This window comes from Brevundimonas vancanneytii (assembly GCF_901421975.1).
In the GTDB taxonomy this organism is placed as follows: Bacteria; Pseudomonadota; Alphaproteobacteria; order Caulobacterales; family Caulobacteraceae; genus Brevundimonas; species Brevundimonas diminuta.
This window is the reverse complement of the sequence record NZ_LR588407.1, coordinates 3252748-3266769: the sequence shown is the minus strand read 5'-3', so window position 1 is coordinate 3266769 and position 14022 is coordinate 3252748. Positions and strand designations below refer to the sequence as shown.

Annotated in this window: 13 protein-coding genes and 1 pseudogene; 9 read left to right on the top strand and 5 right to left on the bottom strand. The window is 68.8% G+C overall.

The features are described from left to right. The first annotated feature begins 54 nt into the window (after positions 1-54). The 8 genes and pseudogenes from FGL25_RS16175 to FGL25_RS16140 all read left to right on the top strand — a co-directional run bounded on the left by FGL25_RS16175 (position 55) and on the right by FGL25_RS16140 (position 6057). Entirely contained in the window at positions 55-816 is a 762-nt protein-coding gene (locus FGL25_RS16175) for an EcsC family protein (protein WP_252970229.1), read from the top strand. Next, a pseudogene (locus tag FGL25_RS16170) lies at positions 813-1227 on the top strand (HIT domain-containing protein). The gene FGL25_RS16175 and the pseudogene FGL25_RS16170 overlap by 4 nt, the downstream one beginning before the upstream one ends. Before the next feature lie 130 nt (positions 1228-1357). After that, on the top strand, positions 1358-1819 hold the full coding sequence (gene sdhC, locus FGL25_RS16165; protein WP_232463864.1) for a succinate dehydrogenase, cytochrome b556 subunit: 462 nt from the start codon (positions 1358-1360) through the stop codon (positions 1817-1819). Continuing rightward, the gene (locus FGL25_RS16160) at positions 1816-2211 is read left to right on the top strand and encodes a succinate dehydrogenase, hydrophobic membrane anchor protein (protein WP_046652643.1); all 396 of its coding nucleotides are present in this window, start codon (positions 1816-1818) and stop codon (positions 2209-2211) included. Before sdhC ends, FGL25_RS16160 begins: the two co-directional genes overlap by 4 nt. A gap of 7 nt (positions 2212-2218) precedes the next feature. Continuing rightward, positions 2219-4003 (top strand): succinate dehydrogenase flavoprotein subunit, encoded by a 1785-nt coding sequence (sdhA, locus tag FGL25_RS16155; protein WP_040346412.1) that lies wholly within the window; start codon positions 2219-2221, stop codon positions 4001-4003. Between the two features lie 12 nt (positions 4004-4015). Continuing rightward, positions 4016-4813, top strand: coding sequence for a succinate dehydrogenase iron-sulfur subunit (locus FGL25_RS16150; RefSeq protein ID WP_088410725.1), 798 nt, complete (start codon positions 4016-4018; stop codon positions 4811-4813). Positions 4814-4928: 115 nt separating this feature from the next. Further along, positions 4929-5249 (top strand): 2Fe-2S iron-sulfur cluster-binding protein, encoded by a 321-nt coding sequence (locus tag FGL25_RS16145; protein WP_003166502.1) that lies wholly within the window; start codon positions 4929-4931, stop codon positions 5247-5249. Between the two features lies 1 nt (position 5250). Beyond that, entirely contained in the window at positions 5251-6057 is an 807-nt protein-coding gene (locus tag FGL25_RS16140) for a kinase (RefSeq protein ID WP_138142265.1), read from the top strand. Here the strand turns inward: FGL25_RS16140 and FGL25_RS16135 are convergent. Both FGL25_RS16135 and FGL25_RS16130 read right to left on the bottom strand, forming a co-directional pair. Continuing rightward, a complete protein-coding gene (locus FGL25_RS16135; RefSeq protein WP_003166504.1) occupies positions 6029-6883 on the bottom strand; it encodes an HAD family hydrolase in 855 nt (284 codons plus the stop codon). The two genes, FGL25_RS16140 and FGL25_RS16135, sit on opposite strands and share 29 nt — an antisense overlap. A gap of 54 nt (positions 6884-6937) precedes the next feature. Further along, positions 6938-9262 (bottom strand): sensor histidine kinase, encoded by a 2325-nt coding sequence (locus FGL25_RS16130; RefSeq protein ID WP_138142264.1) that lies wholly within the window; start codon positions 9260-9262, stop codon positions 6938-6940. A gap of 156 nt (positions 9263-9418) precedes the next feature. Between FGL25_RS16130 and FGL25_RS16125 the strand changes: the two genes are divergently transcribed. Beyond that, a complete protein-coding gene (locus FGL25_RS16125; RefSeq protein ID WP_138142263.1) occupies positions 9419-9829 on the top strand; it encodes a metallopeptidase family protein in 411 nt (136 codons plus the stop codon). A gap of 26 nt (positions 9830-9855) precedes the next feature. Here FGL25_RS16125 and FGL25_RS16120 read toward each other — a convergent pair whose 3' ends face one another. From FGL25_RS16120 to FGL25_RS16110, 3 genes are read right to left on the bottom strand one after another with little or no spacing between them, the layout of a single operon-like run. After that, complete coding sequence (locus FGL25_RS16120; RefSeq protein ID WP_046652647.1) at positions 9856-10626, bottom strand: class I SAM-dependent methyltransferase; 771 nt, start codon at positions 10624-10626, stop codon at positions 9856-9858. A 4-nt stretch (positions 10627-10630) separates the two neighbouring features. Beyond that, the gene (locus FGL25_RS16115) at positions 10631-12028 is read right to left on the bottom strand and encodes an RsmB/NOP family class I SAM-dependent RNA methyltransferase (RefSeq protein WP_138142262.1); all 1398 of its coding nucleotides are present in this window, start codon (positions 12026-12028) and stop codon (positions 10631-10633) included. Next, entirely contained in the window at positions 12025-13992 is a 1968-nt protein-coding gene (locus FGL25_RS16110; protein WP_003166508.1) for a potassium transporter Kup, read from the bottom strand. Before FGL25_RS16110 ends, FGL25_RS16115 begins: the two co-directional genes overlap by 4 nt. Between the last annotated feature and the right edge of the window lie 30 nt (positions 13993-14022).

Here is a 14022-nt window from a genome sequence, read left to right as displayed (position 1 = left end):
TCGCGGCAAGCGTTCCGCGTTGCGCCTTTCGTCGGGGCCTGCGAGGCTGCGGCCATGGCCAAACCCACGGATGCTCCCCCGATGACGGACGCCGCCTATGAGGCGCGCGCCCTGGCCGAGGCCCTGGCCTGGCGCGACCGCCAGCTGAAACGGCCCGGCCTGTGGGACAAGACCACCCGCGCGACCCAGGACCACATCAACCGCGTCATCCCCGAGCGCGTGCACGACATCGTGACCGGCGCCGTCCAGCAGATGACGCGCGGCCTGCTGGCCGGGTCGGAGTGGACCACCGCCCGCCCCTTGACCGAAGGCGCCCTGCAGGAGCGTGAAACCAGGGTCCGCGCCCGCGTCGAGCTGTATCGCACCACCGCCAGCGTCGAGGGCGGGGTGGCGGGAGCCGGGGGCTTCCTGATGGCGGCGGCGGACTTTCCGGCCCTGATGGCCATCAAGGTCAAGATGCTGTTCGAGATCGCCGCCCTCTACGGCTATTCCGGCCGCGACCTGAAGGAGCGGGTGATCGTCCTGCGCATCTTCCAGCTGGCCTTCTCCAGCGCCCGGCATCGCCCCGAAGCCCTGGCCGCGCTGGAGGCCGCCATGCGCGCGCCGAATGATCCCGACGCCCTGAAGGCCTTCGACTGGCGCAAGTTCCAGCTGGAGTACCGCGACTACATCGACGTGGCCAAGCTGGCCCAGCTGCTGCCGCTGGTCGGCGCGCCGATCGGGGCCGTGGTCAACTGGCGCCTGACCCAGCGTCTGGCCGAGACGGCGATGAACGCCTATCGCCTGCGCCTTCTCGCCGATCAGGACGCCGCATGAGCTTCACCGCCGACCCCGCCTTCGAGGCCGCTTCCGTCTTCGCCGCCGACTGGCCCCTGTGTCAGGTGCGGCTTCAGGACGACGGCCGCTTTCCCTGGCTGATCCTGTTGCCGCGCGTCCCCCGGCGCGGTCGAGCTGGAAGACCTGACGCCCGACCAACGCGCCCTTCTGAGCGAGGAGATCGTCCGCGCCGGCGCCCTGGTGCGTGAACTGGGCGCCCTGCGCGATGCGCCCGTCGACAAGCTGAACGTCGCCGCCCTGGGCAATGTCACGGCCCAGCTTCACGTCCATGTCGTCGGCCGCCGCCGCGACGACCCCCTGTGGCCCGATCCGGTCTGGGGGCGCCCAGGGGCGGTTCCTTGCACAACCGAAACGCGCGATGCGGCCCTGGCGCACGTCGCTTCCTTCTGATCCGGCGCTTGGGGGCCGACTTTCGTTCGGAATCGCCCCCCTTCGTTGACACCGGCCCGTCTGCGTCACTAAAGCCTGTTGCACTGCAATCCGGCCCTGAATTTCCTCGGGTTTTTTGAGAATCATTCGCATGTCGAACACTCCCCCGGCTGCGGGCGAAACTGGCGACCGGACGGGCCGCTACGTCCGTCACCCCAACGGGCACGTCGCACCGATGTCGCCCTTCACCGATATCTGGCGCTGGCACATGACCATGGTCGCGTCGATCCTGTTCCGCGTCACCATCGGCGCGGCCAGCGTGGGCGCCGTCCTGCTGCTGGGCTGGGTCGCGATCGTCGCCTGCGGCCCGGACGCCTTCGCCTCGCTCGCCGCCTTCTCGGGCTCGCCGTTCGGCCTGTTCATCTGGTTCGGCCTGACGTGGGTGCTGTTCTCCTTCCTGCTGAACGGCGCGCGCCACCTGATCAACGACGCGGGCAAGGGGCTGGACCTGAAGTCCGCCAACCTGATGGCCCAGATCGCCGTCTGGGGTCCGATCGTCCTGGCCGTCCTGTTCTGGGTCGTGCTGTTCGCTGCTGGAAAGGTTTCGCTGTGAGCGCCGCGCCCAAGTTCAAGAACAATGTGAAAATCTCCGAGCGCCACGGCGCCGGGGAATGGAAGCTCGAAAAGTTGGCCCTGCTGGCCCTGATGCCGCTGGGCCTGTGGGTTCTGTCGACCGGCTTCACCCTGGCCGGCGCCGACTACGGCGCGGTCGTCGCCTGGTTCGGCAGCACCCTGAACGCCGGCCTGCTGGCCGTGACGGCGGTGGTCTTCTGCCTGTTCGCCAGCCTGGCCTGGAAGGTGATCCTCGAGGACTACGTCCCCGGCTCCTCCCGCCCGGCCTTGATCATGGTCTCCAACCTGATCTTCCTCGTGCTGGCCGCCGCCAGCGTCTTCTTCATCGTGCGTCTGGCGCTGGGCTCGGCCCCGCTGCCGGCCGGAGTCTGATCCCGCCATGGCTGCATACGAGCTTATCGATCACGAATACGACGTCGTCGTCGTCGGCGCCGGGGGCTCCGGCCTGCGCGCCGCCCTCGGCGCCGCCCAGCAGGGCCTGAAGGTCGCCTGCGTCACCAAGGTCTTCCCGACCCGCTCGCACACCGTGGCGGCCCAGGGCGGCATCTCCGCCTCGCTCGGCAACATGGGCGAGGACAGCTGGCAGTGGCACATGTACGACACCGTCAAGGGGTCGGACTGGCTGGGCGACCAGGACGCCATCGAATACCTGGTCCGTAACGCGCCGCAGGCCGTCTATGAGCTGGAGCACTGGGGCGTGCCCTTCAGCCGCACCGACGAAGGCAAGATCTATCAGCGCGCCTTCGGCGGCATGACCCGCAACTTCGGCGAAGGCCCGGTGCAGCGCACCTGCGCCGCCGCCGACCGCACCGGCCACGCCATCCTGCACACCCTGTACGGCCAGTCGGTCCGTCGCGAGGTGAAGTTCTTCATCGAGTATTTCGCGCTGGACCTGATCATGCAGGACGGCGCCTGCACCGGCGTCACCGCGCTTCAGCTCGACACCGGCCAGTTGCACCAGTTCCGCGCCAAGATGGTGGTGCTGGCGACCGGCGGCTATGGCCGCGCCTATTTCTCGGCCACCTCGGCCCACACCTGCACAGGCGACGGCAACGCCATGGTGCTGCGCGCCGGCCTGCCGCTGCAGGACATGGAGTTCGTGCAGTTCCACCCGACCGGCATCTACGGCGCCGGCTGCCTCATTACCGAGGGCGCACGCGGTGAAGGCGGCTATCTGACCAACTCGGAAGGCGAGCGCTTCATGGAGCGCTATGCGCCAACCGTGAAGGATCTGGCCCCGCGCGACATGGTTTCGCGCTCCATGACCATCGAAATCCGCGAAGGCCGCGGCGTGGGCCCGAACAAGGACCACATCTTCCTGCATCTGGATCACCTGGATCCCAAGATCCTGCACGCGCGCCTGCCGGGCATCTCGGAAAGCGCCAAGATCTTCGCCGGCGTCGATGTGACCAAGGAACCGATCCCGGTCCTGCCGACCGTCCACTACAACATGGGCGGCATCCCGACGAACTATCACGGCGAGGTGCTGACGCTGCGCGACGGCAACCCCGACAGCGTGGTTCCGGGCCTGATGGCCGTAGGCGAGGCCGCCTGCGTCTCGGTGCACGGCGCCAACCGTCTGGGCTCCAACTCCCTGACCGACCTGGTGGTGTTCGGCCGCGCCGTCGGCCTGCGCTGCGGCGAAGTCGTCGACAAGGCCTCGGCCGTGCCGTCGGCCTCCAAGGCCCAGACGGACGAACACCTGGCGCGCCTGGACCGCTTCCGCAACGCCTCGGGCTCGACCCCTACGGCGCACCTGCGTCTGGAGATGCAGCGCGCCATGCAGGCCGACGCCGCCGTCTTCCGCACCGGCAAGACCCTGGACGAAGGCGTCCAGAAGCTGCGCTCGATCGACGCCGCCGGCTCGGATATCAAGACCACGGACCGCGGCCTGATCTGGAACACGGACCTGGTGGAGACGCTGGAGTACGACAACCTGATCGCCCAGGCCCTGGTCACCATCGAAGGCGCGGCCAACCGCACGGAATCGCGCGGCGCCCACGCCCGCGAGGACTATCCGGACCGCGACGACGTCAACTGGATGAAGCACACCCTGGCGTGGAAGCGTCCGGGCGAAGGCGTCCAGATCGACTACCGTCCGGTGCACAAATACACGATGACCGACGAGGTCTCGTACATCGAGCCCAAGGCTCGGGTTTACTAAGGGGGATCGCAGATGGTTCAGCTCAACCTCCCGCGCGGCTCCAAGCCCACGACCGGCAAGGTCCACAAGGCCCCGGCCGGCGCCAAGAACATCAAGACCTACAAGGTCTATCGCTACGACCCGGAGACGGACGCCGATCCGCGCTGGGACTCGTACGAGGTCTCGACCGACGATCACGGCCCCATGCTTCTGGACGCCCTGATCCACATCAAGAACGAGATCGACCCGACCCTGTCGTTCCGTCGCTCGTGCCGTGAAGGCATCTGCGGCTCGTGCTCGATGAACATCGACGGCCGCAACACCCTGGCCTGCACCAAGGGCTGGGACGAGTGCTCGTCGCACAACATCACCATCGCCCCCCTGCCCCACCAGCCGGTGGTCAAGGATCTGGTGACGGACCTGTCGCTGTTCTACGCCCAGTACGACTCGATCCAGCCCTACCTCCAGTCCGACCTGCCGGACCCGGAAAAGGAGCGCCTGCAGTCGCCCGCCGACCGCGAGAAGCTGGACGGCCTGTACGAGTGCATCCTGTGCGCCTGCTGCTCGACCTCGTGCCCGAGCTACTGGTGGAACCAGGAAGAATACCTCGGCCCGGCGGCCCTGCTGCAGTCCTACCGCTGGATCTCGGACAGCCGCGACGACGCCACCCAGAAGCGTCTCGACGACCTGGAAGACCCGTTCAAGCTGTATCGCTGCCACACGATCATGAACTGCGCCCAGGTCTGCCCCAAGGGGCTGAACCCGGCCAAGGCGATCGCCGAGACCAAGAAGCTGATGGTTTCGCCGTCCCGCAAGAAGACGGCCGCCTGATCCAGCCGGTCCGAACGAAAAGAAAAGCCCCCGGCGCCGCCTGGTTCCGGGGGTTTTCCTTGGCCGGCGCGTAGCAAGGCTTGCCAACCCCGCATCCAGAGTTAAGACCGCTTCCATGCCCAAGATCACCTACATCGAGCACGACGGAACCGAGCACACGGTCGAGGTCAAGAAAGGCCTGTCCGTGATGGAAGGCGCGATCCGCAACAATGTACCGGGCATCGACGCCGATTGCGGCGGCGCCTGCGCCTGCGCCACCTGCCATGTCTATGTCGACGAGAATTTCGCCGCCGAGACGGGCCGCCCCTCGGCCATGGAAGAGTCCATGCTGGACTTCGCCGAGAACGTCGAACCGAACAGCCGCCTGTCCTGCCAGATCCGCGTCACCGATGATCTGGACGGCCTGATCGTGCGCCTGCCGGAAAGCCAGCACTGAGATGATCGAGGCCCGACTGCTGGACGCGGTCGGGTCTCTGGCCGCCCTCCATGCCCGGCCGGACCACATTCCTCTGATCGGGATCGCCGGCGCGCAAGGCTCGGGCAAGACCACCCTGGCCCGCGCGGCGGCCGAACGGCTGGGGGCCGCGTATCTGTCGCTGGACGACGTCTATCTGACCGGGGCCGAGCGCCAGGCCCTGGCCCGCGAGGTCCATCCCCTGTTCGCCGTACGCGGCCCGCCGGGGACGCATGATCTGGGCCTGCTGGAGCGAACCCTGGCCGCCCTGCGCGCCGCCGGCGCCGACAGCCGCACGCCGCTTCCCGCCTTCGACAAGCTGGCCGATGATCGCGCGCCCAAAACGGACTGGCCTGTGTTTGCGGGCCGCCCGTCGGCGGTGCTGGTCGACGGCTGGTGCCTGGGCGCGACGCCGCAGGCCGAGGCTGACCTCGCCGCGCCCGTCAACGCCCTGGAGGCCGAACGAGACGGGCAGGGGACATGGCGACGCGCCGCCAACGCCGCCCTGGCCGGCCCTTATGCTGAAGCCTTCTCCCGCTTCGACGCGGTGCTGTTCCTCAAGGCGCCGTCCTTCGACGCCGTACTGGACTGGCGCTGTGAACAGGAGGCGAGGCTGATGGGCCTGCCGCCCGCCGACTTGCCGTCCGCGCGGCGCGCCGAACTGGCCGTCTTCATCCAGCATTTCGAGCGGATCACCCGCCATATGCTGGCGGGCGGGGTTCGCGCCGACCTCGTGTTTCAGCTGGACGCCGACCGGCGCCTCAGTCCGCCGGCATCCGGCCGTAGTTGACGGCGATGCGGCCGATCAGGCCCTTGACGATCAGATCGACCGGCGAGCCTTCGCGATAGTCGCCCGCCGCGACGAAGTTGACCCGGTCCTCCGAGATCAGGCGATGAATCTTGTCGTGGTCGCGCGGGGTGCTGTCAGGGTCGTAGACGGCGATGGAGAAGCCGCCCTTGGTGTGCATCATCTTCATGGTCGGCACATCGGTGTCGCCGTCGCCCAGGAAGATCATCCGGTCGAAGGGGATGGGGCGCTCCTCGTCCGGGATGAAGCGGTTGATGCGTTCATCCTCCCAGTGGTTGTGCACCCCCTTGTTGATGCGGAACAGATACTGGGTCTTGGTCGTGTAGTTGACCCCCACGGCGGGCCAGACCGCCACATCGTCCTCGTCATAGGCGTATTTCGAGGCGAAGACGTGGGTGAAGGCCTCGGCGATGGGGCAACCCTCGATCATCTCGGTCAGGCCCGCCGAGATGATGTAGTGCTCGATCTCCAGCCCGAACTGGGCGCCGAAGGCGTTCATCCGGTCGAACCAGGAGCGGTCGCGCAGGCCCTCGAACAGGGCCACGTCGCGGCCGTGGTCGCGCAGCGTCTGGCGCGTCACCGGGGCGCCCTGTTCGCGCGCGGCCAGCAGCATCATCTGCATGTACATCAAGATGCCGTCGCCGTCCGAAGCGATGGTCCGTGGACGGACGGTCTCATTCCAGAACTGGGCCGGCGTCATCCCGATCGAGGGGATGAAGCTGACCTCCTGCATGTTTCCCCGGGCCAGGGTGCCGTCGAAATCATAGATGACGGCGGTCTTGAGCAGGGGGCGGGTCGTGTCGGCCATGAGGACGTCCTGGAGGGCTTGGACACGCCCTCTAGCACGACTGGGCGGGTCAGATCAGCCCAGCAGCAATTCCGGCGCGGCGGTCGGCGCCGTCGCCTCGACCGGCAGGTGCAGGATGAAGGCCGCGCCCTTGCCCGGTTCCGACTGAACCTCGGCCCAGCCGCCGTGCAGCTCGACCAGGGCCTTGACCAGCGCCAGGGCCACGCCCGGCCCGCCGCGCTCGCGCCGCACGAAGCGATCGAAGACGTGGGCCTGCAGGTGATAGGGGATGCCCCGGCCGGTGTCCTCGACGCGGATGCGGACCTCGCCCGGCCCCGCCTCGGCGGTCAGGCTGACCGCGCCGGCTTCGGACACCGCGCGGCAGGCGTTCTCCAGCAGGTGATCGACCGCCTGGGCGATGCGGCGGGCGTCGGCGCGGATCGGCTTCAGCCCCGTCGGACAGGCCAGGTGCAGCGTCGCGCCGCGGCCCTCGACCTTGGCCCTGATCTTTTCCGCCGCCTCGTCCAGCAGGTCGCAGACCCGCACGTCGCCCAGGGTCAGCTCCATCTCGCCGGCGTCGATCTGGGCCATGTCCAGCACGTCGTCGATGGAGCGGGCCAGATGGCTGGCCGCCACGCGGATGGCGCCCGCGTGCTGGCGGCTGCGCTCTGGCAGGTCGCCCATCGCCTCCAGCAGTTCGGAATAGCCGACGATGGTCGTCAGCGGGGTGCGCAGTTCATAGGAGACGCTGCCGACGAACTCGCGCTTCAGGGCCTGGCTCTCGGCCAGGGCGGCCTCCTTGGCGGCCAGGGCCTGCTCCAGCTCGCGCCGGGCCGTCACGTCGAAGAAGGCGACCAGGGTGGCGCCGTCGGGCAGGGGGCGCGTCTGCCAGGCGGCGATGCGGCCGTCCTCGGTGCGGCCCTCGCCGGAGATGGCCACGCGGCTTTCCGGATCGGGGTCGGCCACCCGCGCCTTCAGCCCCAGCCACAGGGCGGCGTCGGGCAGGACCGGACGGCACAGGGCGGCCACGGCGTCGAAGTCGCCCGCCTCCATCAGTCGCTCGCCCGCCACGCCCCAGAAGCTCTCGAAGGCTTCGTTGTGCAGCCGCAGCCGTCCGTCCGAGCCGAACACGGCCACGGCGTCGTTCAGCTTGTCCAGCGTCGCGCGCTGGACCTGAATCTGGGCGTTGTAGCGGCTGCGCAGCTGCAGCTCGCCGGTGATGTCCGAGAAGATCAACAGGATGCCGCCCAGCGGGTGCGGCTGGCGCACCACCCGCAGCGTCCGCCCGTCGGGCAGGGACCAGCTGTCGTCCGGCGAGGCCTGGGCGGCGCCGTAGAAGTCCAGCTCCTCGGCCTTCCACGCCGCATAGTCGACGACTTCGGGCAGCAGACGCTTCTGGCGCAGGCGATCCAGCAGTTCGGCGTGGGTCGGACGCTCGTCCAGCCACGCCGGGTCGACCCCGAACAACGACTGGAAGGCGGTGTTGTGGAAGGCCAACCGCTTGGACGGGCCGAAGATGGCGACGGCGTCGGCCAGATGGTTCAGCGTCTCGTCATGGGCCTCGACGTGGCGGCGCAGGGTGTCGCGCGTCTCTTCGGCCTCGGTCATCTCGATGGCGAAGGCGATGACGGCGCCGCGCCCGCCGGCCAGCGGCTCGGCCAGGATCTTCCACGCCCGGCGCCGCCCGCCCGCCGTGGTCCAGCGGAAGCCTTCCTGACGCGCGTTCAGGCGCAGGGCCTCGGCCACCACGGCATCAGCGCCCCGGTCGAAGCTCAAGGTCCGGCTGCGCGCCTCGTCCAGCGTCTCGGCGCCCGTCTCCAGCAGCCAGGCGCTGTTGGCCCAGATCAGATGGCCCGCCCCGTCGACCACCCAGGTCGGTGCGGGGGATTGCTCGGCCAGGGCGCCCGGCCCGGCTTCGCCGCCCGTGTCGGGACCGCCCAGGCGCGACAGCCGCAGCCAAGCCCCGCCGCCGTGCGGCCGCCCTTCGACGGCCCAGGTTCCGTCAGAGGTCTCCAGCAGGGTCTCGAACGCCTCTCCAGCGCCGATCAAGGCCTCCATACGGCCGGTGTGCGATTGTTTGAGCGCAGACAGGACGGCTTCGGCGGCCCCCGCCGCGTCCTGGCCCGGAGCCAAGGCCGCCAGCACGTCCGACGCGCCGAAGACGGTCTCGATCTCGCCGTTCGGCCCTAGGCCCAGGCGCACATCGTCGAACGCCATAAGGGCGGTCGCTCCCGCCTCCGCTTGCATCCGGGCGCCCGCAAGGCCGTCCTCGACCTCGACCGCGCGCGCGACCAGCCGGGCGCGCAGGCGCCAGGCCCAGACGCTGACCGCCAGCGCCAGCCCCGCCGCCCCCGCCGTGGCCGCAAAGGCGATGTCGGCCGCGAGATCCGCCTCGGCCATGCCTTCCCCAGAAAATCCGATCCATGTCCGGCCGCCCTTCAGGACAGGCCGATTCGTCGTTTACCATACTCTGATTGGGCGAATTGCGATGCGGCCCATGCACGCGCGGCCGCCTCTGCGATTGCGGCCCGGCCCGACGCGGGCGATATCCCCGACATGACCACGCCCTGGACCGACCAGCTCGCCCCCTCGCTCGACGATTTCGCCCGCCTGGCCGAAGAGGCCTTCGCCGGCCTGCCCGACCTGTTTCGCCAGGCGGCGGGCGACGTCGTCATCCGCGTCGACGACTTCGCCGACGAGGACATCCTGCGTGATCTGGAGATCGAAGACCCGTTCGAGCTGACCGGCCTCTATTCCGGCGTCCACATCGGCGAACGCGACGCCATGGGTCCGGCGCCGGAGCCGTCGCGCGTCTTCCTCTACCGCCGCCCCATCCTCGACGAATGGTGCGAGCGCGGCGACGTCGGCCTGGCCGAGATCATCGCCCACGTCCTGATCCATGAGATCGGCCACCACCTGGGCCTGGACGACGACCAGATCCACGCCATCGAGGACGATGAGGACTGAGGACGACGTCGGTCCGATTTGCGATGTTACAAAGGGCGCCGCGCCTCGAAGGTGATGACGTCATCCTCGCGTCGCGGGAGCCGCCCGTGCTCGTAGCCCCCGGAGACGATGACATCGACGAAACCCGCCGCACCCAACGCCAGCCGCATCTCCTCGACGCTCCACCAGCGTAGGGCGAACAGCTCCAGCTCCGATGCGCTCAGACGACCGTCCGTCCAAAGATCATAGCGAAGATGCGAGACGACCGTCTGGTTCAGCAGATCGGAATCGATGCGTTCCTCGGCGAGGGTCAGTAGGTCGCCGTTCGCATCGGTCCAGCGCCGCGTCGGTCCCGGCGGCGCCAAGACAGCGGAGACGGGATCAAGGTCGAGGATCAGACGGCCGCCCGGCTGCAGATGGTCATGGAAGCGCTTCAGCGCCGCCAGACCTTCCTGGGCCGTGGCGATCAGCTGGAATGAGCCGGCGGGAAGAACGACCGCGCCAAAGCGCGTCGCATAGGAGAAGTCGTCAAAGCGGGCCACAGACAGCTCCGCCCTCAGACCTCGCGCCTCGCATGCCGCCCGGCACAGGTCCAACATGGCCGCAGAGGCGTCGAAACCCGTGACGTCGAACCCGGCCTCGAGCAGAGGGACCAGCACGCGACCGGAACCGACCGCCGGCTCCAGCACGGGTCCGTCGCAGATTTCCAACCGGCGCGTATAGAATTCCACGTCGCCGAAGGATCGGCCGATCGGCTTGTCCAGATCATAGACCCGCGCCGCCAGACCGGCGTAGCGATTGCAAAGATTCGCGCTCATCGGCCTAGTCGGCGATCCGCTCCAGCTTGGCGGCGAAGAAGCCGTCCAGCCCGCCCCTCTCGGCCCACTGCGAGGGCAGAATGCGCAGCCAGCCCTCGGGCGTCAGCGCCTCGTCCGGAGCGCCGACTTCGGCGGGAACAGCGGCGACGGTGCGGAAGGCCGGGTTGCGGCGCAGGAAGGCGATGACCTGCGTCTCGCCCTCTTCGCGTTCCAGCGAGCAGACGCAATAGACCAGACGGCCGCCCGGCTTCACCTTCTCGGCGGCCACGTCCAGCAGGCGATGCTGCACATCGGCCAGCTTGGCCACGTCGGCGGGGCGGGTGGCGCGCAGCACTTCCGGGTTGCGGCGATAGGTGCCGGTGGCCGTGCAGGGCGCGTCCAACAGAACCGCATCGAACGTGCGGTCGTCTTCCCAGTCCTCAGCCGGGACGGCGACGACCTCGACCTTGAGTTTCATGCGCTCGAAATTCTGGCGCAGACGTTTCAGACGCGTTTCGGAGCGGTCCAAGGCGACGACCTCAGCCCCGGCGGCAGCCAGTTGCAGCGTCTTTCCGCCCGGCGCGGCGCACAGGTCCAGCGCCGTCTCGCCCGCCTTGACCGCCAGCAGGCGGGCGGGGACGGCCGCGGCCGCGTCCTGGACCCACCAGTCGCCGGCCTCGAAACCGGGCCAGGAAGCGACATCGCCGCGCTTGCCCGTGCGAACCGTGCCGCCGGGCAGGGCTTCGCCCTCGACCGACGCCGCCAGTTCGGCCGGATCGACGCCGGGCTTGGCCGTCAGGTCGGTCGCCGGTTCTTCGCGCGTGGCCAGGGCCAGGCCGATCAGGGCCGCCTCGCCGTAGGTGGCCTTCCAGCGTTGGGCCAGCCAGTCGGGCAGGTTGGATTCGGCGGTCGTCAGGCCGGGGCCGTCGCGGCCGACGCCGCGCAGCACGGCGTTGACCAGATTCTTGTACGGCCGCGTCTTGGCGTCGCGCTCGGCCAGCTTCACCGCCGTAGACACTGCGGCGAAGGCGGGCGTCTCCAGCACCAGGGTCTGGGCCAGGGCGACGCGCAGGATGGTCATGACGGCCAGCGGCGGCGCCTTCTGCAGACGACGCTCCAGGATCTGGTCGATCTCGCCCAGACGGCGCAGGGCCGCCATGGCCACGGCGCGGGCGAAGGCCCGGTCCTGAGGCGGCAGGTCGCGCGCGGGCGATTGCGACAGGGCCTCGTCCAGACCCGTGCGCTTCTCCAGCGCCGCGTTCAGAAGGATGCCTGCCACCAGCCGCGCCTCGACGCCGATGTCGGCGTGCGGATCGTCCGCGACGGGCTGCCGGGTCGATTCACGACGCGGCCCGCGCGCCTTTTCGGCGATGCGGCGACCGCGCGCGGCGGAGCTTCTGCCCTTGGGCGCGCCCCCGCTCACACCGACACCTGGGTGCCGAGCTCGACCACGCGGCCGGGCGGAATGCGGAAGAAGTCGGTCGGATTGGCGGCGTTACGCATCAGGAAGATAAACAGCTTGTCCTGCCACAGAGGCATGCCCTGGCGGGCGGAAGGAACGACCGAGCGACGGCCCAGGAAGAAGCTGGTCGACATGATGTCGAACTTCAGCCCCTGCTTGCGACACAGACCCAGGGCGCGCGGCACGTTCGGCGTCTCCATATAGCCGAAGGTCAGGGTCAGACGCTTGAAATCATCGCTGATCGGCTCGACCGCCACCCTTTGCAGGTCCGGCACGCGCGGCCGGTCCGAGGTGTGAACCGTCAGGATGATGTTCTTCTCGTGCAGCACCTTGTTGTGCTTGAGGTTGTGCATCAGGGCCACGGGCGCCACGTCCGGGTCCGAGGTCAGGAAGATGGCCGTGCCCGGCGCCCGGTGCGGCGGACGGGCCCGCAGCATCTCGATCAGATCATTCAGCGGCAGGCTGTCCTTGCGCGTCTTGTCGGCCAGGATCTGGGAGCCGCGCACCCAGGTCCACATCAGCATGACCAAGCCCCCGCCCAGCACCAGCGGCATCCACGCGCCCGCCGGAATCTTCAGCAGGTTGGAGGTCAGGAAGACCGCGTCGATAAAGCCGAACGGCACCAGGGTCAGCAGGATGGCCCACCACGACCACTTCCACTTGTGACGCACGACGGTGAAGGCCATCAGGGTGTTGACCATCATGGTCCCCGTCACCGCCACGCCATAGGCCGCCGTCAGGTTGTGCGACGACTGGAAGCTGACCAGGACGAACAGCACCCCGACCAGCAACAGGCTGTTGATCGCCGGGACATAGATCTGACCGGCCTGGGTCTCGGAGGTGTTGCGGATGTCGATACGCGGCAGCAGGCCCAGCTGGACCGCCTGCTGCGTGACCGAGAAGGCGCCCGTGATCATCGCCTGGCTGGCGATCACCGTGGCCGCTGTGGCCAGGATCAGCATCGGCCAGTAGGCCAACTGCGGCACCATGTTCCAGAAGGGATTGTCCGCCGCGCCGGGGTGCGACAGCAGGAAGGCGCCCTGGCCGAGATAGCAGAGCGTCAGGCACGGCAGGACGATGAACAGCCAGCTCTGGCGGATCGGCGCCTTGCCGAAATGGCCCATGTCCGCATAAAGCGCCTCGGCCCCGGTGACGGCCAGGAAGACGCTGCCCAGGATGACGAAGCCGAGGAAGCCGTCGGCGATCAGCAGCTTGATCCCATAGTAGGGCGACAGGGCCTTCAGGATCGACAGATCGTCGAAGATATGGACCACGCCCAGCAGGCCCAGCGACAGGAACCAGATCAGGGTGATGGGGCCGAAGAATTTGGCCAGCCCTGCCGTGCCGCGCGACTGCACCAGGAAGAGGGCGATCAGGATGCCCGCCGCCAGCGGCAGGATGAAGGGGTCCAACCGCCCGTTCAGGCCCGGCGCCTCCTGCAGGCCTTCGACGGCCGACAGGACCGAGATGGCGGGCGTGATGACGCCGTCGGAGTAGAACAGTGCCGCGCCGCAGACGCCCAGGACGAACAGCCAGGCGCTGCGTCGACCGATGGCGTGCTGGGCCAGGGCCATCAGCGACAGGGTGCCGCCCTCGCCCTTGTTGTCGGCCCGCATCAGGAACATGACGTATTTGAACGTCACGACGACCATCAGCGCCCAGAAGGCCAGCGACACCACGCCGATGATCGCCAGGTCGCCGCCGACGCCCTTCTGGGCGTGGGCCGTCGCCTCGCGCAGGGCGTAGATCGGGCTGGTGCCGATGTCGCCGAAGACCACGCCGATGGCGCCCAGGATCAGGGCGCGGTGACTGGCCTTGCCTCCGCCATGGCCGTGCGCCCCGCCGGAAGGCGGAGTCTGGGCGTTCGCAGAAGATGAGGCGTTGGCGGTTGGCGCGGCGTCGCCGCGGGGCGTATCCCCGACCATGCAATGTTCTCCGGGTCGCGCGAGGAGGCG